The sequence below is a fragment of the Nonomuraea mesophila genome, assembly GCF_004352805.1.
GTDB lineage: Bacteria > Actinomycetota > Actinomycetes > Streptosporangiales > Streptosporangiaceae > Nonomuraea > Nonomuraea longispora.
The window spans coordinates 36,998-54,499 of sequence record NZ_SMLD01000045.1; the positions used below are offsets into that span (position 1 = coordinate 36,998).

General features: G+C 71.0%; 18 protein-coding genes. 6 read left to right on the forward strand and 12 right to left on the reverse strand.

Annotated features, from left to right (window positions below):
- Positions 1–51 precede the first annotated feature (51 nt).
- Both iolD and E1295_RS18975 read left to right on the forward strand, forming a co-directional pair.
- Positions 52–1,902 carry a 3D-(3,5/4)-trihydroxycyclohexane-1,2-dione acylhydrolase (decyclizing) gene (iolD, locus tag E1295_RS18970; protein WP_132631658.1) on the forward strand — a complete coding sequence of 617 codons (1,851 nt, stop codon included), beginning with the start codon at positions 52–54 and terminating at the stop codon, positions 1,900–1,902.
- A 63-nt stretch (positions 1,903–1,965) separates the two neighbouring features.
- Positions 1,966–3,006 (forward strand): AI-2E family transporter, encoded by a 1,041-nt coding sequence (locus tag E1295_RS18975; RefSeq protein WP_246080135.1) that lies wholly within the window; start codon positions 1,966–1,968, stop codon positions 3,004–3,006.
- A gap of 18 nt (positions 3,007–3,024) precedes the next feature.
- Here the strand turns inward: E1295_RS18975 and E1295_RS18980 are convergent, their stop codons facing one another.
- Together E1295_RS18980 and E1295_RS18985 are read right to left on the reverse strand one after the other, a co-directional pair.
- The gene (locus E1295_RS18980) at positions 3,025–3,507 is read right to left on the reverse strand and encodes a GNAT family N-acetyltransferase (protein WP_132631659.1); all 483 of its coding nucleotides are present in this window, start codon (positions 3,505–3,507) and stop codon (positions 3,025–3,027) included.
- Between the two features lie 32 nt (positions 3,508–3,539).
- Positions 3,540–4,088 carry a DivIVA domain-containing protein gene (locus tag E1295_RS18985; protein WP_132631660.1) on the reverse strand — a complete coding sequence of 183 codons (549 nt, stop codon included), beginning with the start codon at positions 4,086–4,088 and terminating at the stop codon, positions 3,540–3,542.
- Positions 4,089–4,201: 113 nt separating this feature from the next.
- Here E1295_RS18985 and E1295_RS18990 point away from each other — a divergent pair, with 113 nt between their 5' ends.
- Positions 4,202–4,978, forward strand: coding sequence for an ABC transporter ATP-binding protein (locus E1295_RS18990; protein ID WP_132631661.1), 777 nt, complete (start codon positions 4,202–4,204; stop codon positions 4,976–4,978).
- Positions 4,975–5,646, forward strand: a complete 672-nt coding sequence (locus E1295_RS18995) for a hypothetical protein (RefSeq protein WP_132631662.1) — start codon at positions 4,975–4,977, stop codon at positions 5,644–5,646. Before E1295_RS18990 ends, E1295_RS18995 begins: the two co-directional genes overlap by 4 nt.
- A 10-nt stretch (positions 5,647–5,656) precedes the next feature.
- On the opposite strand, the gene rlmN is transcribed toward E1295_RS18995, so the two are convergent.
- Entirely contained in the window at positions 5,657–6,757 is a 1,101-nt protein-coding gene (rlmN, locus tag E1295_RS19000) for a dual-specificity RNA methyltransferase RlmN (RefSeq protein ID WP_132631663.1), read from the reverse strand.
- A 119-nt stretch (positions 6,758–6,876) separates the two neighbouring features.
- On the opposite strand from rlmN, the gene E1295_RS19005 reads away from it, so the two are divergent.
- Complete coding sequence (locus tag E1295_RS19005) at positions 6,877–7,896, forward strand: suppressor of fused domain protein (protein ID WP_132631664.1); 1,020 nt, start codon at positions 6,877–6,879, stop codon at positions 7,894–7,896.
- 12 nt (positions 7,897–7,908) lie between these two features.
- On the opposite strand, the gene E1295_RS19010 is transcribed toward E1295_RS19005, so the two are convergent.
- From E1295_RS19010 to E1295_RS19050, 9 genes are all read right to left on the reverse strand, one after another.
- On the reverse strand, positions 7,909–8,748 hold the full coding sequence (locus E1295_RS19010; protein ID WP_246080131.1) for a phosphatidate cytidylyltransferase: 840 nt from the start codon (positions 8,746–8,748) through the stop codon (positions 7,909–7,911).
- Between the two features lie 118 nt (positions 8,749–8,866).
- A complete protein-coding gene (frr, locus tag E1295_RS19015) occupies positions 8,867–9,424 on the reverse strand; it encodes a ribosome recycling factor (RefSeq protein WP_132631665.1) in 558 nt (185 codons plus the stop codon).
- Positions 9,425–9,467: 43 nt separating this feature from the next.
- Positions 9,468–10,166, reverse strand: a complete 699-nt coding sequence (gene pyrH, locus E1295_RS19020) for a UMP kinase (RefSeq protein ID WP_220448788.1) — start codon at positions 10,164–10,166, stop codon at positions 9,468–9,470.
- A gap of 145 nt (positions 10,167–10,311) precedes the next feature.
- Positions 10,312–11,145, reverse strand: coding sequence for a translation elongation factor Ts (tsf, locus tag E1295_RS19025; protein ID WP_132631667.1), 834 nt, complete (start codon positions 11,143–11,145; stop codon positions 10,312–10,314).
- A 258-nt stretch (positions 11,146–11,403) separates the two neighbouring features.
- Entirely contained in the window at positions 11,404–12,363 is a 960-nt protein-coding gene (gene rpsB, locus E1295_RS19030) for a 30S ribosomal protein S2 (protein WP_132631668.1), read from the reverse strand.
- 231 nt (positions 12,364–12,594) lie between these two features.
- The gene (locus tag E1295_RS19035) at positions 12,595–13,248 is read right to left on the reverse strand and encodes a response regulator transcription factor (protein WP_132631669.1); all 654 of its coding nucleotides are present in this window, start codon (positions 13,246–13,248) and stop codon (positions 12,595–12,597) included.
- Positions 13,212–14,339, reverse strand: a complete 1,128-nt coding sequence (locus E1295_RS19040; protein WP_132631678.1) for a sensor histidine kinase — start codon at positions 14,337–14,339, stop codon at positions 13,212–13,214. The genes E1295_RS19035 and E1295_RS19040 overlap by 37 nt, the downstream gene beginning before the upstream one ends.
- A gap of 171 nt (positions 14,340–14,510) precedes the next feature.
- Entirely contained in the window at positions 14,511–14,708 is a 198-nt protein-coding gene (locus tag E1295_RS52470) for a hypothetical protein (protein ID WP_166427299.1), read from the reverse strand.
- A gap of 191 nt (positions 14,709–14,899) precedes the next feature.
- Positions 14,900–15,733 carry an ArsR/SmtB family transcription factor gene (locus tag E1295_RS19050; protein ID WP_246080132.1) on the reverse strand — a complete coding sequence of 278 codons (834 nt, stop codon included), beginning with the start codon at positions 15,731–15,733 and terminating at the stop codon, positions 14,900–14,902.
- A 232-nt stretch (positions 15,734–15,965) separates the two neighbouring features.
- Between E1295_RS19050 and E1295_RS19055 the strand changes: the two genes are divergently transcribed.
- A complete protein-coding gene (locus E1295_RS19055) occupies positions 15,966–17,336 on the forward strand; it encodes an MFS transporter (RefSeq protein ID WP_246080133.1) in 1,371 nt (456 codons plus the stop codon).
- Positions 17,337–17,502: the final 166 nt, after the last annotated feature.

Below are 17,502 nucleotides of genomic sequence, written 5' to 3' on the forward strand. Positions count from 1 at the left end.
GCTTGCCGACAGGTCCCCGAGCCCGGCGCGCCGGCTGACGGAGGAGGTCTCATGACGACCCGCCTGACCGTCGCACAGGCCGTGGTGCGGTTCCTGGCCCAGCAGTGGAGCGAGCGCGACGGCGAGGAGCGGCGCTTCTTCGGCGGCTGCGCCGGCATCTTCGGCCACGGCAACGTCGCCGGCCTCGGCCAGGCGCTGGCCACCGCGGCCGGCGACCTGCCCTACCACCTAACCCGCAACGAGCAGGCGATGGTGCACACCGCCGCCGCCTACGCCCGCGCCGCCGACCGGCTGGCGACCCTGGCCTGCACCACCTCGATCGGCCCCGGCGCGACCAACATGGTCACCGGTGCGGCCGCGGCGACGATCAACCGGCTGCCGGTGCTGCTGCTGCCCGGCGACATCTTCTCCACCCGCGTGGCCAGCCCGGTGTTGCAGGAGCTGGAGGACACCCGCTCCTACGACGTCTCGGTCAACGACTGCTTCAAGCCGGTCTCCCGTTTCTGGGACCGGATCAACCGCCCCGAGCAGCTCCCGTCCGCGCTGCTGGCCGCCATGCGGGTGCTCACCGACCCCGCCGAGACCGGCGCGGTGACGCTGGCGCTGCCGCAGGACGTGCAGGCGGAGGCGTTCGACTGGCCCGACGAGCTGTTCGCCCGCCGCGTGTGGCACATCCCCAGAACCCGCCCCGAGCGCGCCGCCCTGGCCAGGGCCACCGAGCTGATCACCTCGGCCGAACGCCCGCTGATCGTCGCGGGCGGCGGAGCCATCTACAGCCAGGCCACCGACGAACTCCGTGCCTTCGCCGAGGCGCACGGCATCCCGGTGGCCGAGACCCAGGCGGGCAAGGGCGCCCTCCCCCACGGCCATCCCCTCGCGATGGGCGCCATCGGCGCCACGGGCACCACCGCCGCCAACGCGCTGGCCCGCGAGGCCGATGTGATCATCGGCGTGGGCACCCGCTACAGCGACTTCACCACCGCCTCGCGCACGATCTTCGCCCCCGGCGCGCGGTTCGTGAACGTCAACATCACCGGCTTCGACGCCGCCAAGCTGTCCGGCCTGCAACTGGTCGCCGACGCCCGCGAGGCGCTGGCCGACCTGGGCCAGGCGTGCGCGGGCTGGAACACGCCGACCGTCTACCGCGCCCAGGCCGCCGAGCTCACCCGGGCGTGGGACGCGGCCGTCGACGCGGCGTACGGCCTGGAGGGCTCGCCGCTGCCGCAGTCGGCGGTGATCGGCGCGGTCAACGCGGCAGCCGGCGACGACGGCGTGGTGGTGTGCGCGGCCGGGTCGATGCCCGGCGACCTGCACAAGCTCTGGCGGCCCAGCGGTCCCGGCAGCTACCACGTCGAGTACGGCTACTCCTGCATGGGCTACGAGATCGCGGGCGGCCTCGGCGTCAAGATGGCGGCGCCCGAGCGCGAGGTGTTCGTGCTCGTGGGCGACGGCTCCTACCTGATGATGGCGCAGGAGCTGATCACCGCCGTCGCCGAGGGCATCAAGCTGATCGTCGTGCTGGTCGACAACTCCGGCTTCGCCTCCATCGGCCGCCTGTCCGAGAGCGTCGGCGCCGAACGGCTCGGCACCGCCTATTCCGGCCGCGACGGCGGCCCGCTCCCCGTCGACCTGGCCGCCAACGCGGCCAGCCTCGGCGCCTCCGTGCTGCGCCCCGAGTCGGTCGCCGACCTGCGCAAGGCGCTCGACGCGGCCCGGTCAGCGACGGAGACCACGGTGATCTACGTACGCACCGACCGGCTGGCCGACGACGTCCCCTCGTCGGAGGCCTGGTGGGACGTGCCCGTGGCGCAGGTGGGAACGACGAGCGCCACCTACGCCGCGCGGGAGGCGTACGAGTCCAACAAACGTTCCCAGCGCCCCCACCTCGCCCCACCCGCCTGACCTGGGGGTTGCCCGCGATCTCCTGGGGGAACGCCTCTGACCAGGTGCGATCGGGGGTTGGGCATGGGGCCGTGGCGGTTGCTCGGATGGTTCGCGGTCATCGCGGTGGCCCTGTTCTGCCTGCACCACGTGCGTACGGTGGCCATCTCGATCATCATCGGCGTGTTCCTGACGGCGCTGCTGCTGCCCCCGGCCCGCTGGCTCAGGTCACGCGGGCTCAGCAGGGCGGCGGCCACCGCCGTCACGTTCGTCGGCGGGCTGGTGCTGGCGGGCGCCCTGATCGCGCTGCTGGTGCCGCCCACCGTCGCCAGCGTGACGGAGCTGCGCACCAGCGTCGACCAGGTGCTGCGTGACCTGCACCGCCTGGTCGCCGCCGTCGGGCTCGACGACCGGCAGCTCCTCGGCCAGGCCAGGGACTACCTGTCGGGGCAGGGCAGGCAGATCACCACAGGGGCGCTGGCCGGGGTCAGGACGGTCGGCGAGATCGTCGTCGGAGCCGTGCTGGCCGTCATCCTGTCGGTCTACTTCGTGCACGGCGGCGACCGGCTCTTCCGCTGGCTCGTGGACCTCGCCCCGGCCTCGGCCAGGGCCCGCCTGACCGGGACCGGCGAGCTGATCTTCTCCGTGGTCGGCCGCTACATCCGCGGGGTGGCGATCGTGGGAGCGGTCGACGGGTTCTTCATCGGGCTCGCGCTGTGGATCCTCGGGGTGCCGCTCGCCCTGCCGCTGGCGGTGCTGACGTTCGTGGGGGCGTTCCTGCCGGTGGTGGGGGCGTTCGCGGCGGGGTTGCTGGCCGCGGTGGTGGCGCTCGTGGCCAAGGGCTGGCTGGTGGCGCTGATCGTGGTCGCGGTGACCGTGGCCGTGCAGCAGCTGGAGGGGCACGTGCTCGCGCCGCAGATCTACGGCAAGGCCCTCGACCTGCCCGGCGCGGTCATCCTGGTCGCCATCACCGTGGGCAGCGTGATCGCCGGCATCACCGGCGCGTTCCTGGCCGCTCCGGCGACCTCGGTGATCGTGGCGCTGCTGCAGAACAGGAGAAGGCCCGACGAACGACCCGCGCCCGGGACACCGCCTCCCGCCCCGGCCGCGCCCGCCACCGGCTGACCTGCCGCGGCAGAGGGATCACAGGGCCAGTTCGAGCTCCAGGTAGTGCCTGATCGCGATGCCGTCGGACTCGGCCGGGATCGCGGGCTTGAGCTTGCGCGCCTCGTCCGCCGCGTCGCGGTGCAGGGCGACGAGGTCGAAGCCGTACCGCTGGTAGAAGCGCAGGGCATGGGTGTTGTCGTTCGTGGTGGTGAGCGTGAGCCGCGTCATCCCGCGTGCGGACGCGAGCGCGCGTACGGCGTCGAGCAGGGCACGGCCGACGCCCTGTCCGGGCAGCACCGCGTCGATCGTGACGATCTCCACGGACCCGTCGTGGTCAAGATAGGTGAGCACGCCGGCCACCTCGCCGCCGCTCTCGGCGACGAAGCCGGGCAGCTCGGCCGCGTCCACCAGCTCGCCGCGGTTCAGCGCGATCACGGTGGTGCCTCCCCAGCTCCCGCTGAGCACGCGGGTCACCACCGGGGTGTCGTCAGGTGCGATGGGGCGTACTGATACCGGCATGACCCTCATTATGGGGGCCCGCTGGAGATCGCCTAATGGCGCTGGTCGAGGACCTCGGCGATGTCGGCCAGGAAGGCGTCGACGTCCGCGGTCAGGTAGCCGGAGCGGAACAGCACGGTGGAGAACGTGGCCTCGCGCACCTCCTTCGCCGTGAGCGGGTAGTCGGTCGTGCCGCGCAGCGTGGCCACGATCCGGTCGAGGAAGGCGTCGACCTCGTCCTCGTTGTAGCCCGAGCTCATGCGCCCGGCGCGGAAGGCCACTCGCTCGACGCGGGCGGCCTGGGTCTCGAACCACTCCTCCCGCAACATCTCGCCGGTGGGCTCGGCCATCGCCAGGCGTACGGGCCGCTTGGCCTGCGTCTCCAGCGCCACCACGAACGCCTCGAGCGCGAAGTCGACGGCGGTCTCCAGGTAGCCACCGCGTCTGGCACGGAACGTCGCGCCGCGCACCTCGTCGGCGGTGACGGGTTCCATGGCGTGCGAGCCCCTGCCGAGCGTCGACTCGATCCGCTCGATCAGCGCGTCGACCTCGGCGGGGTCATAGCCTGAACGCATGCCCATGACCCGCGGAAAGCGGTTCAAGCTTCACTCCTCTTGAGAAGTACCCCGACCTCCCTATTTTGACATTCCCACCGTGCTCGCCGATGCGGTTCTTTATCACGACGATGCGGCGCCGCTTATACCGTTACAGCACCATGCGTCTCTCCCATGTGTCCTTCCGCTACCGGCGGCGCGATCCCCTGGTCATCGCAGACGCCGACGCCGAGCTCACCCCCGGCGACGTGATCGAGCTGACCGGGGTGAACGGAGCCGGCAAGTCGACCCTGCTCCGCCTCCTCGCGGGCCTCGCCCGGCCGTCCGCGGGCACGATCACCGGCCGCCCGTCGATCGTCGGCTTCGCTCCCGACCGGTTCCCCACCGCCCAGCCGTTCACGGTGACGCGCTATCTGCGGCACATGTCCCGGGTGCGCGGGGGCGCTCGCTGGGAGCCGTGGGCGGAGCGCCTGGACATGGGCCACCTGCTCGACTCCCCGCTGGGTGAGCTGTCGAAGGGCAGCGCGCACAAGGTGGGGCTGGCGCAGGCACTGATGGCCGAGCCGCAGCTGCTGATCCTCGACGAGCCGTTCGCCGGGCTCGACGCCGACACGCGCGAGGCGCTGCCAGCGATCGCGGGCGAGGTGGCGGCCAGGGGCGGCATCGTCATCGCCGGCGACCACCAGGGCGGCCTGCGTTCCCTGCCCGGTGTCCGCCACTGGACGCTGAGCAGCGGCCACCTGAAGGAGAACGCCCCGGACCCGCACGCCGCGGACGAGTCTCCCGGCGAGACCGTACGGCGCTCCGTGGAGGGCGGGCCGCCCGAGCGCCGGCACGCGACCGTGGCCGTGACGCTGCCCGCCGCCGACGTCCAGCGGTTTCTGGCCAGGATGCGCGGCGAAGGTTACCGGGCCCGCGAGATCGAGGAGAGCAATTGATCCCCCTGGCCGGCTTCCGGATGGCCGCCTACGTCCGCTCCCACCGCGTCTACCAGGCGCTCCTGCTCGCCCTGGCCCTGCTCGCGATCCTCTACGGCAGCCGCGCCCCGAAGGGCGAGGAGACGTCCGTGCTCACGGACGGCGCCGTGCTGATCGTCCCGGTGCTGGCCTGGGCCGCCAGGAGCCTGCTCGACACCGAGCCGGACCGGCAGCGCGAGATGTCGGCGATCCAGGCGGGCGGCCGGGGCAGGGAGGTGGCCGCGGGACTGGTCGCGGCGTTCACGGCGTGCGCCGGGCTCGCCGCGATCGCCCTGGGCTGGGCCCTGCTGCTCGGCGTGAGCGCCTCCCCGCCGGCCGGCGTGCTGCTCGCCGTGGTCGCCCTGTATGCCCTGGCCGCGCTGGCGGGAACCGCGCTGGGCGCCCTCACCAGCCGCGCGATCCTACGCTCCCCCGCCGTCTCCATCATGACCCTGCTGCTCGGGTTCCTGGCGACGCTGCTGCTCAGCACCTCACCCCTCTACTGGCTGACCGTGCCGCTGATCCCCTGGATGCGGGCCGCGAGCGCCGGCGACCTGCTCGGCCGTTTTCCCGAGCTGGCGGCCCTCTCCCTGCTCTGGTGCCTGATCGGCCTGACCGGCTATGTCCTGCGCCGCCTCAGGACGAACTAGCGCCCGATCCCTACTCGGCGGCGGCCAGCTGCCCGCACGCGCCGTCGATCTCGCGCCCGCGGGTGTCGCGGACCGTCACGGGGACGCCGTGGAACTGCAGCCGGCGTACGAACGCCCGCTCGTCCTCGGGCCGTGACGCCGTCCACTTGGAGCCCGGCGTGGGGTTGAGCGGGATGAGGTTGACGTGCACCAGTTTGTTCTTCACCAGCTTGCCGAGCAGGTCGGCCCGCCACTCATGGTCGTTGATGTCCTTGATCAGGGCGTATTCGATGGAGACCCGCCGCTTGGTCCTGGCCGCGTACGCCCACGCGGCGTCGAGGACCTCCGCCACCTTCCACCGCGTGTTGATCGGCACGAGCGTGTCGCGCAACTCGTCGTCGGGCGCGTGCAGCGACAGCGCCAGCGTGACCGGCAGCCCCTCGTCGGCGAGCTTGCCGATGGCGGGCACCAGCCCCACCGTGGAGACGGTGACGCCGCGCGCGGAGATGCCGAGCCCGTGCGGCGCCGGCTCCACCAGCCGCCGCACCGCACCGATGACCTGCTTGTAGTTGGCCAGCGGCTCGCCCATGCCCATGAACACGACGTTGCTCACCCGGCCGGGACCGCCCGGCACCTCGCCGGCGGCCAGCGCGCGAGCGCCCGAGACCACCTGCTCGACGATCTCGGCGGTGGACATGTTGCGGGTCAGGCCCGCCTGGCCGGTGGCGCAGAACGGGCAGTTCATGCCGCAGCCGGCCTGCGACGACACGCACATCGTCACCCGGTCGGGATAGCGCATCAGCACCGACTCGACGAGCGCGCCGTCGAACAGCCGCCACAACGTCTTGCGGGTCGTGCCGCCGTCGGAGGTCAGCTCCCTGACCGGCGTGAGCAGCTCGGGCAGCAGCGCGGACAGCTTCTCGCGGGAGGCGGCGGGCAGATCGGTCATCGACCCGACGTCGGTGGTCAGGCGCTCGAAGTAGTGGCGCGAGAGCTGGTCGGCGCGGAACGCCTTCTCGCCCAGCTCGGTGACCGCGGCCCGGCGATCGGCCATCGACAGGTCGGCCAGGTGCCGTGCGGGCTTGGCCCGCCGGGGCGCGACGAAGGTGAGCTGGCCTGGAGGCTGGGACACGGTGACGCCTTTGCTTGAGGGGTTGTCGGCCTGGGTAGTGAACGTTCGGATCGGAGGTGGCATTCCTGGTGCTGGTTGGGCTCGCGTCGCGGTTGCCGCCCGATCTACAGTCATCTCGTATGGCGATTTTCCGGTCGGCATCTGGCGAGGGTGGCACCGAGGTCGTCCTCGCCGCGGGCAACCCGTACGGCAGCCGGACGCTCGTGGTCGAGCGTGATGAGGACTCCTCGGTAGCTTACCTGTGCTCGCCCGACGGCACGGTGCACGGCGCCGTGTGGCTGGCCAACCACCGCCCCGCCCCGCCCGTGGTCGACCTGGCCAGGATCAACGCCGGCCTGCCGCCCCTGATGCCGAGGGCCGGCACGCTGCACCCCGAGGGCCGCCGGCCGCTCGGGCAGCTCAGCACGCTGTGGTTCGAGGAGGGCGACGGCGTGGCGCTCTACGAGGACGACGACCTGCTGGCGGTCGTCCCCGGCTGGGCCGACATGAACCGGAGCATGCCCGGCTACGCGCGTGACGCGGTGGGCGAGTCGCCGTTCGCCTGGGCGCTGTCGGAGGCGCTCGAAGGGCTGAGCCCGCGCATCGCCAACGCCGAGTCCTACTGGCGCTGGCGGCACGGCGAGGGCGCCTGGCCGTCGTTCCAGCAGTTCGTGATGGGCCATCTGGACCGCGCGCTCGGCCCGGCGGGCCGTTACTGGGACGCCGGCGGCGAGCGGCTGCCGACCGTCGGCATCACCGAACGCCCGCCGCACCAGGATCGCGACTTCACCGTGTTGTCGACGGTCGGGATGAGCTGCCAGCGCATGCCCACGGTCGAGCAGTGGATCGACGAACCCGGCGCGTACGCCAGGGTCGAGCTGGCCGTGGCCACCCGCGAGGACCCGAAGGACGCGGCGCTGCTGCTGGTGTGGTTGTCGCAGTATCCGTGGCACTCGGTCACGTGGCTCGGCCACGGGCACACCGCGAAGTGGTATCACAAGCCGGCGACGTTCCCGCTCGGGCCGCAGTATTCGGGGGTGCTGCTGGCGAACAGCCCGCCCCACATGCCCGACATGTCGGGGTTCGCGTTCGGGGGCGAGGCCGTACGGTGGCTCTGGCTGACCCCCGTCACAGCGCAGGCGCTGGAAGCACACCGTTAGCGGAACCGGGAGCTAGAAGAACACCGTCATCAGCAGCCAGGCCGGCACGAGCACCGTCACCAGCGAGTCGAGCCGGTCCATCAGGCCGCCGTGGCCGGGCAGGATCGTGCCCAGGTCCTTGATGCCGAGATCACGCTTGATCATCGACTCGATCAGGTCGCCCGCGGTCGCCAGCGCCGCCGCGAGCCCGCCGATCAGCGCGCCCTGCCACAGCTCGCCGCCGAGCAGCCACGTCACCAGCCAGCCGCCGACCGCCACGCACGCCACGACCGACCCGGCCAGGCCCTCCCAGGTCTTCTTCGGGCTGATCACCGTCATCTGGTGGCGGCCGAACAACACGCCGGCGACGTAGCCGCCGATGTCGCTGGCGATGGTCACCGCGATGAAGATCAGCACCCGGTGGTCGCCGTCGTCGGGCTTGAGCAGCAACGGCACGAACGAGGCCAGCATGCAGGGGTAGAAGAGCGTGAAGACCGACGCGGACGCGTCGCGTACGTAGCCGTCGGTGCCGTCGCCGAACATCCGCCAGATCAGCAGGACGAGCGCGAACCCGGCGAACGCGGCCAGTAACCAGACCGCACCGCCCCAGTAGGCCGCCACCTGCATCGCCACCAGCCCGGCGAGCACGGGCGCCACCGGCACCTTGATGTCACGGGTCGCGAACGCCCTGGTCAGCTCCACCGTGCCGACGCCCACGGCGCCGACGACCACGACCAGGAACAGCTCCTTGACCGTGTAGAGGGTGCCGAGCACCAGCGCGCCCAGCACGACGCCCACCGCGATCGCGGCGGGCAGGTTCCTGCCGGTACGGCTGCCGCCGCTCGAGCTGGTGCCAGCCGTACTACTGTCCACAGAGTTCTCCATAGCCGCGGCCCCCGCCGCCTGGGCGAGGGCCGCAGAGTGCATGCCCGCTGCCTTCGCCCCGGGTGGCAGGAACCCGCCGGAGGCGGCCCACCGCCGGGCGCGCCGCTCACACTTCGAGCAGTTCGGCTTCCTTGACCTTGAGCAGCTCGTCGATCTTCGCGACGTGCTTCTGGGTGAGGTCGTCGAGCTCCTTCTCGGCCCGCCTGACCTCGTCCTCGCCGGCGTCGCCGTCCTTCATCATCTTGTCGAGGATCTCCTTGGCGGACCGGCGGATGTTGCGCACCGACACCTTGGCCTGCTCGCCCTTGTTCCTGGCGACCTTGATGTATTCCTTGCGGCGCTCCTCGGACAGCTCCGGGAACGTCACGCGGATCACCTGACCGTCGTCGGTCGGGTTGACGCCGAGGTCGGAGTCGCGGATGGCCCGCTCGATCGCCGACATGGAGCTCTTGTCATAAGGCTGGATGAGCACCATGCGCGCCTCGGGCACGTGGAACGACGCCAGCTGCTGGATGGGCGTCGGCGTGCCGTAATATTCGGCGTTGATCTTGCTGAACATCGCGGGGGTGACCCGGCCCGTACGGATGCTCGCGAAGTCCTCCTTCGCGACGGACACGGCCTTGTCCATTTTGTCCTCGGCTTCGAGGAGGGTTTCGTCGATCACAGCGGCTCCCTGTCTTCTAGCTGGCGGTGTCGGGCTCGCTCGCTCATTTGCCTGCGGGACTGACCAGCGTGCCGATTTTCTCACCGCGGACGGCGCGCAGGATGTTGCCCTCGCCCATGAGGTCGAAGACCACGATGGGCAGATCGTTGTCCTTGCACAGGCTGATCGCGGTGGCGTCCATGACCGCGAGGTCGCGGAGCAGCACCTCTCCGTAGTCAAGGTGGTCGAACCTGACCGCGTCCGGATTCTTGCGGGGGTCGGAATCGTAGATCCCGTCCACCTGTGTGCCCTTGAGCAGCGCCTCCGCGCCGATCTCGAGGGCTCGCTGGGACGCCGCGGTGTCGGTGGAGAAGAAGGGCGATCCGAGCCCGGCGCCGAAGATGACCACGCGCCCCTTCTCGAGGTGCCTGATGGCGCGGCGCGGCAGGAACGGCTCGGCCACCTGCTGCATGGTGATGGCCGTCTGCACGCGCGTCTCCACGCCCCGCCGTTCGAGGAAGTCCTGCAGCGCCAGGCAGTTGATGACCGTGCCGAGCATGCCCATGTAGTCGGCCCTGGCCCGGTCCATGCCGCCCTCCGAGAGGGTGGCGCCGCGGAACATGTTGCCGCCGCCGACCACGACCGCGACCTGCACGCCCTCCTGGACCGCCTCGGTGATCGAGTCGGCCAGGTGGTCGACGATGACCGGGTCGATGCCCAGCGGCTCGCTGCCGGCGAACGCCTCGCCCGACAGCTTCAGCATCACCCGTTTCCACCGCAGCGGGCTTGACGGGTGTGGAGACGAGGAAGCCGCCGTCCGTGTGGATTCGTGGGCTGGCTCCCGGTGGTCCTGCACGGCGGCGGCCTCCTTCGTTCGGCGGTTCGTTGAGCTGGCGGCTTGCCTAAGCCTAAGCCTGACCGACCTTGAAACGGACAAAGCCGAGGACCTCGACGCCGTTCTCCTCGGCGAACTTGCCCACGCTCTTCTTGCCGTCCTTGACGAAGGTCTGCTGGAGGAGGGTGAAGTCTTTGTACCAGCCGTTGACGCGGCCCTCAACGATCTTGCCGACCGCGGCCTCGGGCTTGCCCTCCTCGCGGGTCATCTCCTCGAAGAGCTTGCGCTCTTTCTCGACGATCTCGGCGGGCACGGCGGCCGGCTTGAGGTATTGCGGGGCCATCGCCGCCGCGTGCTGCGCGATGTCCTTGGCGACCTCGGCGTTGGGCTTGTCGAGCTGGACCAGCACGCCGACCGCGGGCGGCAGTGCCGGGTCGGTGCGGTGCATGTAGGCGCCGACGTAGCCGCCCTCCAGCACCGAGAACCTGCGGACCTCGATCTTCTCGCCGAGCGCGGCGTTGGCGATGTCGAGGTGCTCCTTGACGGTCTTGCCGTCGAAGGAGGACTCGAGCAGCGCCGGCACGTCGGCGGGCCTGGTCGCGAGGATGTGCTCCACGACCTGGGCGGCCAGCTCCTGGAAACGCTCGCCCTTCGCCACGAAGTCGGTCTCGCAGTTGAGCTCGAGGAGCGCGGCGGAGGAGTCGCCGTCCTGCTTGAGCGCGACGAGGCCGTTGGAGGCGGTGCGGGCCTCGCGCTTGCCCACGTCCTTGGCGCCCTTGAGGCGCAGCAGCTCGATGGCGCGGTCGATGTCGCCTTCGGACTCCTCCAGCGCCTTCTTGCAGGCCATCATGCCGGCAGCGGTGATCTCGCGAAGCCGCTTGACGTCGGCCATGTTCACGGAAGCCATTGCTCTTATTCCTTGTGAAAGTTCGTCGTCGTGGATCGGGTGGGCGCCGTGATCGGCGGCCCACCCCGGGGTCGGCAGGGCGGGCCCGTGCCGTACAGGAACTCTGCCTTGCTCGGGGGCGCGCACCGGGCCCGGCCCCTACTGCTGCCTCGCCCGGTATGCTGCCCAGCCTCGCCGCGGCCTATCACCTGTGCGGGCCCGGCTTCGCCGGGCCTGGACGCGCCCCCGTCGACCGGGGGCGCGTCCGTCGACCAGCCGTCAGGACTGCTGCTCGGGCTTGTCCTCAGCGGTGGGCTCGGCCGGCGCAGCAGCCTCGGCCGGAGCAGCCTCGACCGGAGCAGCCTCAGGAGCGGCCTCAGGAGCGGCCTCGGCCGGAGCAGCCTCGGCGGCGGCCTCAGGAGCGGCCTCGGCGGGCGCGGCCGCGGGAGCGGCGGCGGTCTCGCCGGTGCCCTGCTCGATGAGCTCGCGCTCCCACTCGGCCAGCGGCTCGGCGGCGGCCGGCTTCTCGTCACCACGGGCGGCGCCGGAGCGGGCCATGAGACCGGCGGCGACACCGTCGGCGACGACCCGGGTCAGCAGGCCGACGGCGCGGATGGCATCGTCGTTGCCCGGGATCGGGTAGTCGACCTCGTCGGGGTCGCAGTTGGTGTCGAGGATCGCGACCACAGGGATGCCGAGCTTCTTGGCCTCGCTGATCGCGATGTGCTCCTTCTTGGTGTCGACGACCCACACCGCGCTGGGCACGCGGCCCATGTCACGGATGCCGCCGAGTGTGCGCTCCAGCTTGTCCTTCTCGCGCCGGCGCATGAGGAGCTCCTTCTTGGTGAGCCCCGAGGCGGCGACGTTGTCGAAGTCGAGCTCCTCGAGCTCCTTCAGGCGCTGCAGCCTCTTGTGCACGGTCGAGAAGTTGGTGAGCATGCCGCCCAGCCAGCGCTGGTTGACGTAGGGCATGCCGACCCTGGCCGCCTGCTCGGAGATGGCCTCCTGAGCCTGCTTCTTCGTGCCGATGAACAGGATCGTGCCGCCGTGGGCGACGGTCTCCTTCACGAAGTCGTAGGCGCGGTCGATGTAGGACAGCGACTTCTGCAGGTCGATGATGTAGATGCCGTTGCGCTCGGTGAAGATGAAGCGCTTCATCTTCGGGTTCCAGCGCCGGGTCTGGTGACCGAAGTGAACGCCGCTCTCGAGCAGCTGTCGCATGGTGACGACGGGGGCCATGTGCTGGTCCTCCAGGTCTGGGCGCCCAGTGGATGGACGCGGTTCTCGGTTGTGCCGCGGCAGCGCGTGTCTGCCGCCCTGATGCCCCGAAACCGCTCCAGCCGGGCGCCTGGCCCGGACCGATGGCGCGGTCCGCTATGGGGCATGCGAAGTCGGCCTGTGTCACAGGCCACCGGAAAGTCTACCTCCCACGCCGCCTCAGGCTGACCGCATGTGGTCAAACGGCACGGGTCAGCCCGGTTCCGCCTCCAGATAGGCCAGCACCGCCATGACCCGGCGGTTGTGGTCGTCGCTCGGCGGCAGGCCGAGCTTGGCGAAGATGTTGTTGGTGTGCTTGGCGATCGCCTTGTCCGTGACGAGCAGGCGGGCGGCGATCGCGGCGTTCGACAGGCCCTCGGCCATGAGCGCGAGCACCTCGCGTTCCCTTGGTGTCAGGCGGCTCAACGGTTCGTCGCGCTTCCTGCGGGTGAGCAGCTGACCGATCACCTCGGAGTCCATCGCGGTGCCGCCGGCCGCCACCCTGCGCACCGCCTCGACGAACTGGTCGACGTCGCCGATCCGGTCCTTCAGCAGGTAGCCGACCGCACCCGCCTGGTCGGACAGCAGCTCGCGGGCGTAGAGCTGCTCGACGTACTGCGACAGGATCAGCACCGGCAGCCCCGGCCGGCGCCTGCGGGCCTCCAGCGCGACGCGCAGCCCCTCGTCGGTCAGGGTCGGCGGCAGCCGTACGTCGATCACCGCGACGTCCGGCTGGTGCCGGGTCAGCGCGCCGAGCAGCATCGGCCCGTTGCCGACCGCCTCGACCACCTCGAACCCGGAGGCCGACAGCAGGCGGACGAGCCCGTCCCTCAGGAGGGCGAGATCTTCTGCGATGACAACGCGCACGGTATCTCCACGATGAATTCGGTCGGCCCGCCGGCCGGGCTGCGGACGTCGAGCGTCCCGTCGAACACCGACAACCGGCGCCTGATGCCGTCGATGCCGGTGCCCCGGGGGTCGGCGCCGCCCCGCCCGTCGTCGCCCACCACCAGCCGAAGTACGCCTTCCGAGTGGCGCAACCGCACCCACGCGCGCTGGGCGCAGCTGTGCTTGGCCGCGTTCGTCAGGGCCTCGGCGGCGGCGAAGTAGACCGCGGACTCGACGGGCGCCTCAGGCCGGGCAGGCAGGTCGATGTCGACGTCCACCGTGAGGGGGACGTGCAGCGCGGCGGCCTCGACGGCGCCGGCCAGCCCCCGGTCCGCCAGCACAGGAGGGTGGATGCCGTTGACCAGGTCGCGCAGATCCGCCAGGGCCTGCCCTGCCGACTCCCACGCCTCGCCGAGCAACGCGCGGACCTGGTCGGGGTCGCTCGCGCGCCGGGCCAGGCCGAGGTTCATGCGGACCGAGACCAGCCTGGCCTGCGCGCCGTCGTGCAGGTCGCGTTCGATCCTGCGCAGCTCGGCCGCCTGCGTGCTCACCGCCGCCGCCCTCGACTCGGTGAGCTGCCTGACCCGGTCGGTGTCGTACGGCCGCAGGATCAGCCCGGCCAGCCGCGCATGCAGCCTGTCGAGCAGGACGACCACGACTGCCGCCACGACGACGATGGCGGTGAGCGCCACCGACAGCGCCACCACGAGCAGACCGGTCGACCGCTCCACCTGCACCCTCCACAGGACGGCGTCGGCCGACAACACCCAGCCGACGAGCAGCGCGCCGCCGGGACCGGTCACGGCCTGCACCGCCAGCCAGGCCGTCTCGCGGCCGTGATCGCACTCCGGCTCCGCGGGCGCGTGGCCGAGCACGCGGGCCGCCCTGGCCAGCTGGAACGTCGCCAGCCGGTGAGTCCACCAGCGCACCCTGGCCAGCGGGCGTAGGCCGAGCCCGCCGGCCGGGACCAGCGCCGCGCACCCGGCGAGCAGTGCCAGCAGCACCCATGCCGCCACGCCGGCGGCGGCGTTCAGCAGCAGCCCTGCCACGGGCTCGCCCATGCGGCGCATCAAGCTCACCCGAGCAGTCTGTCCCCTCCGCGCGACCGGCGCGGTAGACGTGGCACCACCATCACGGGTGGCGAAATCCCACCGCCCGAGGGGAGGCAGGGCGATGGAGGACGCGGCCCCGTGCCCGGAGTCCGGGTGACCATGATCACCGTGACCGGCCTGGCGATGCGGTTACGGCGACGCGCCCGCGGTCGGCGACCTGACCTTCGAGGTGCGGCCCGGCCTGGTGACCGAGCCGGCCGGCCTGGTGGCCGGCCTTCTTGGCCCGAACGGCGCGGGCGAGTCCGCCACGATGAGGGTCATCCTCAGCCTGGCGATCGGCTTCCTCGCCCCGAACGGCGCGGGCGAGTCCACCACGATGAGGGTCATCCTCAGCCTTGAGACGCTCGACGCGGGATCGGCCTCGTGGGCGGACGGCCGTACGTCTCCTTCCGCCGCCCCATGCGCGAGGTCGGCGCGCTGCTGGACGCGGGCGCGGTGCGCGGAGGGTCGCCTCCTGCCCGATCGTAGACATGCGGCGTTCGCCGGCGCCGCGCCCTCGTCGGCTGCCGGCTGAGCGGTCAGGACCCGTCGCGACGCTCGGCCGAAGACCCCGCGTCCCGGTCCTCGGCCGGAGAACGCGCGCCGCGGTCCTCGACCGGAGGGCTTGCGTCACCGTCCTCGGCCGGAGAGCTCAAGTCCTCGGCCGATGGCCCCGCGTCCCGGTCATCAGCCGGGGCGCTTGCGTCATGGTCCTCGGTCGGCAGGCCGGGGACCACGCGCTTCGCGACCGGGAACAGGCTGACCTGCGCCTCGGCGATTCTGGCCCCGCTCGGGGCTTCGTCCTGACTGCGGAAGCGGGCGAGGTACGGCTCGATCAGCTTCATGATCTCCCGGTTGAGCCGAGCGAGTTCCTCGGCGTCGACCCTGATCCTGGTGCGGCTGAAACCACTTGCGAAGCGCCACTCGTCGGTGTCGCCGTCAAGGTGTGCCCAAGCGCGCTCCGCCTCTTCCTGGGCCTTGTTGTTGAGCGCCGTGATCAGGGACTTCTTCGCCTCACGAAGCTCCGGCGGGTCGCTGGGATTGATGCCCACGCCGATCGGCGCGTCCACGACCTTCCACAACCGCTCCCTGCCGTCGCCCCGGTGAGGCGCGTCCTCGACGAAGCCGTATTTGGCGAGCATGCGCAGGTGATAGCTGGCGGCGCTGGGCGTGATGCCCGCGCTCTCGGCCACCTCGGTGGCGGTGGCACTGCCCTGGTCTCCCAGGTGCGCGAGGATCGTCAGCCGCGCCGAATGGGCCAGCGCCCGCATCGCCTTCGGATCGCTGACCCAGCCAGTCTCCCGCATCATGCGTTCACGATACGCCGGAATGTATGAAAGGTTGCCTTCAGAACTCTGAAGGGTTACCTTCACATCTATGAAGGATTGCTTTCATACTTGGCGGAGTCGTCGCACCGACGCCCGCCGAGCCGTTGATCCACCACCCACGAATCACACCGCCGAACCACCCACCACAAGGGCGGCCGACGGATCACCTGCCAAGGGCGGTCCCAGCGCATCACCTGCCATGGGTAAGCCCAGCGAGGCACCAGCTAGGGGTGAGCCCGGTGGATCACCTGCTATCGGCGAGCCCAGCGGTTCGCCCTTGACGAATCCGGCCGCCCTGCCCGAGGCACTCTCCGGGCAGTCACCCGAGCCCCCTCCCCCTCGCGACGACGTCCCTTTGCGCGGGCAACGCGACTACCGCCTGCTCTGGACCGCCAGAACAATCTCGATCACCGGGTCCGAGGTGTCCAAGCTGGCCATCCCCCTGACCGCGGTGACCCTGCTGGCCGCATCGCCCTCACAGATGGGACTGCTGACCTCGGCCGCCTTCGTACCCGCCCTGCTCTTCGGCCTCCAGTCGGGGGCGATCGCCGACCGGCTCACGCGGCACCGCCCTTTGATGATCGTCTGTGAGCTCGTCTCCTGCGCGGCGGCGGTCACCGTGCCCGTGGCCTGGCTGCTCGGTCTGCTGAACGTTGTCTGGCTGATCCTCGTGGCTCTCATGATCGGTACGGCTGGAGTGTTGTTCAGAGCCGCGAACTTTCCTCACCTAGCGGCCGTCGTACCGCCCGAGCAGCGCACCGAGGCGATGGCCGGGCTGCAGGCGTCGTACTCGGTGGCCTCCGTGAGCGGGCCAGGGCTGGCGGGGCTCCTGGTGCAGCTGCTCACGGCGCCGCTGGCCGTACTGGCTGAGGCGCTGTCGTTCCTGGCCTCCGCCCTGCTGCTGCGTTCCATCCGCACCCCGGAGCGGAACGAACCGGCCGCCTCCCGGGGCATGTGGCGCGACGTCATGGAAGGGTTGAAGGTCAGCGTCACCCATCCCGTACTGCGGGCGCTGCTCGGGGCGGGCGTCACGATCAACTTCTTCGCCATGGCGTTCACGGCCGTCTACATGTTGTACATGGTGAACACCCTCGGCATCCCCAAGGGCCTGATCGGTGTCCTCATCGCGCTGAGCGGAGCGGGCGGGCTGCTCGGCGCCTGGCTCTCGGCTCGCCTGTCCAGGCGTTACGGCGAGAACCGCATCCTGCTCGCCGCCGTCCTCTTCTTCCCTTCGGAGATCCTCGCGGTGGGCCTGCTTTCCGGCCCGCTGTGGTGGAAAGTGTCGGTCCTCGCCGTGACCGGCACGCTCACCGGTGCCATCGTGGTGGCCTTCGCCACCTGCATGGGCGCGATCACCCTGCGCGACACCCCGGCCGAGCTGCGCGGCCGGGTCAACGCCACCATGACGTTCGCGGTGCAGGGCGTGCTCGCACTCGGGGGTCTCGTCGGCGGCCTGCTCGCGGAGATGATCGGGCTGCGTGCTGTCATCCTCGTCTGCGCCGCGGGGATCGCCCTGAGCACCCTCTGGATCTGGACGTCTCCACTGCGCCCCCGCCATACCAGGTTCAGAGCCGCAGGAGATCCAGGCGCCGACCCGGCCCTCACCCCGTCACTGAACGACCTGTCCAACTCCAAACCTCAGTCCTGACGCCGTCCTCGCCGCGACCACACTCCCACTTCCCGGTGACATCGCCCGAAGCCAACCCCGCCCCTGTGGACAACCCGACGCCGTCCACAGAACGACGTTCACCACCCCATCGCCACGGCGCCATCCCCAAAACTCGCGCCATGAACGCCCACCCGCCATCCCGCCT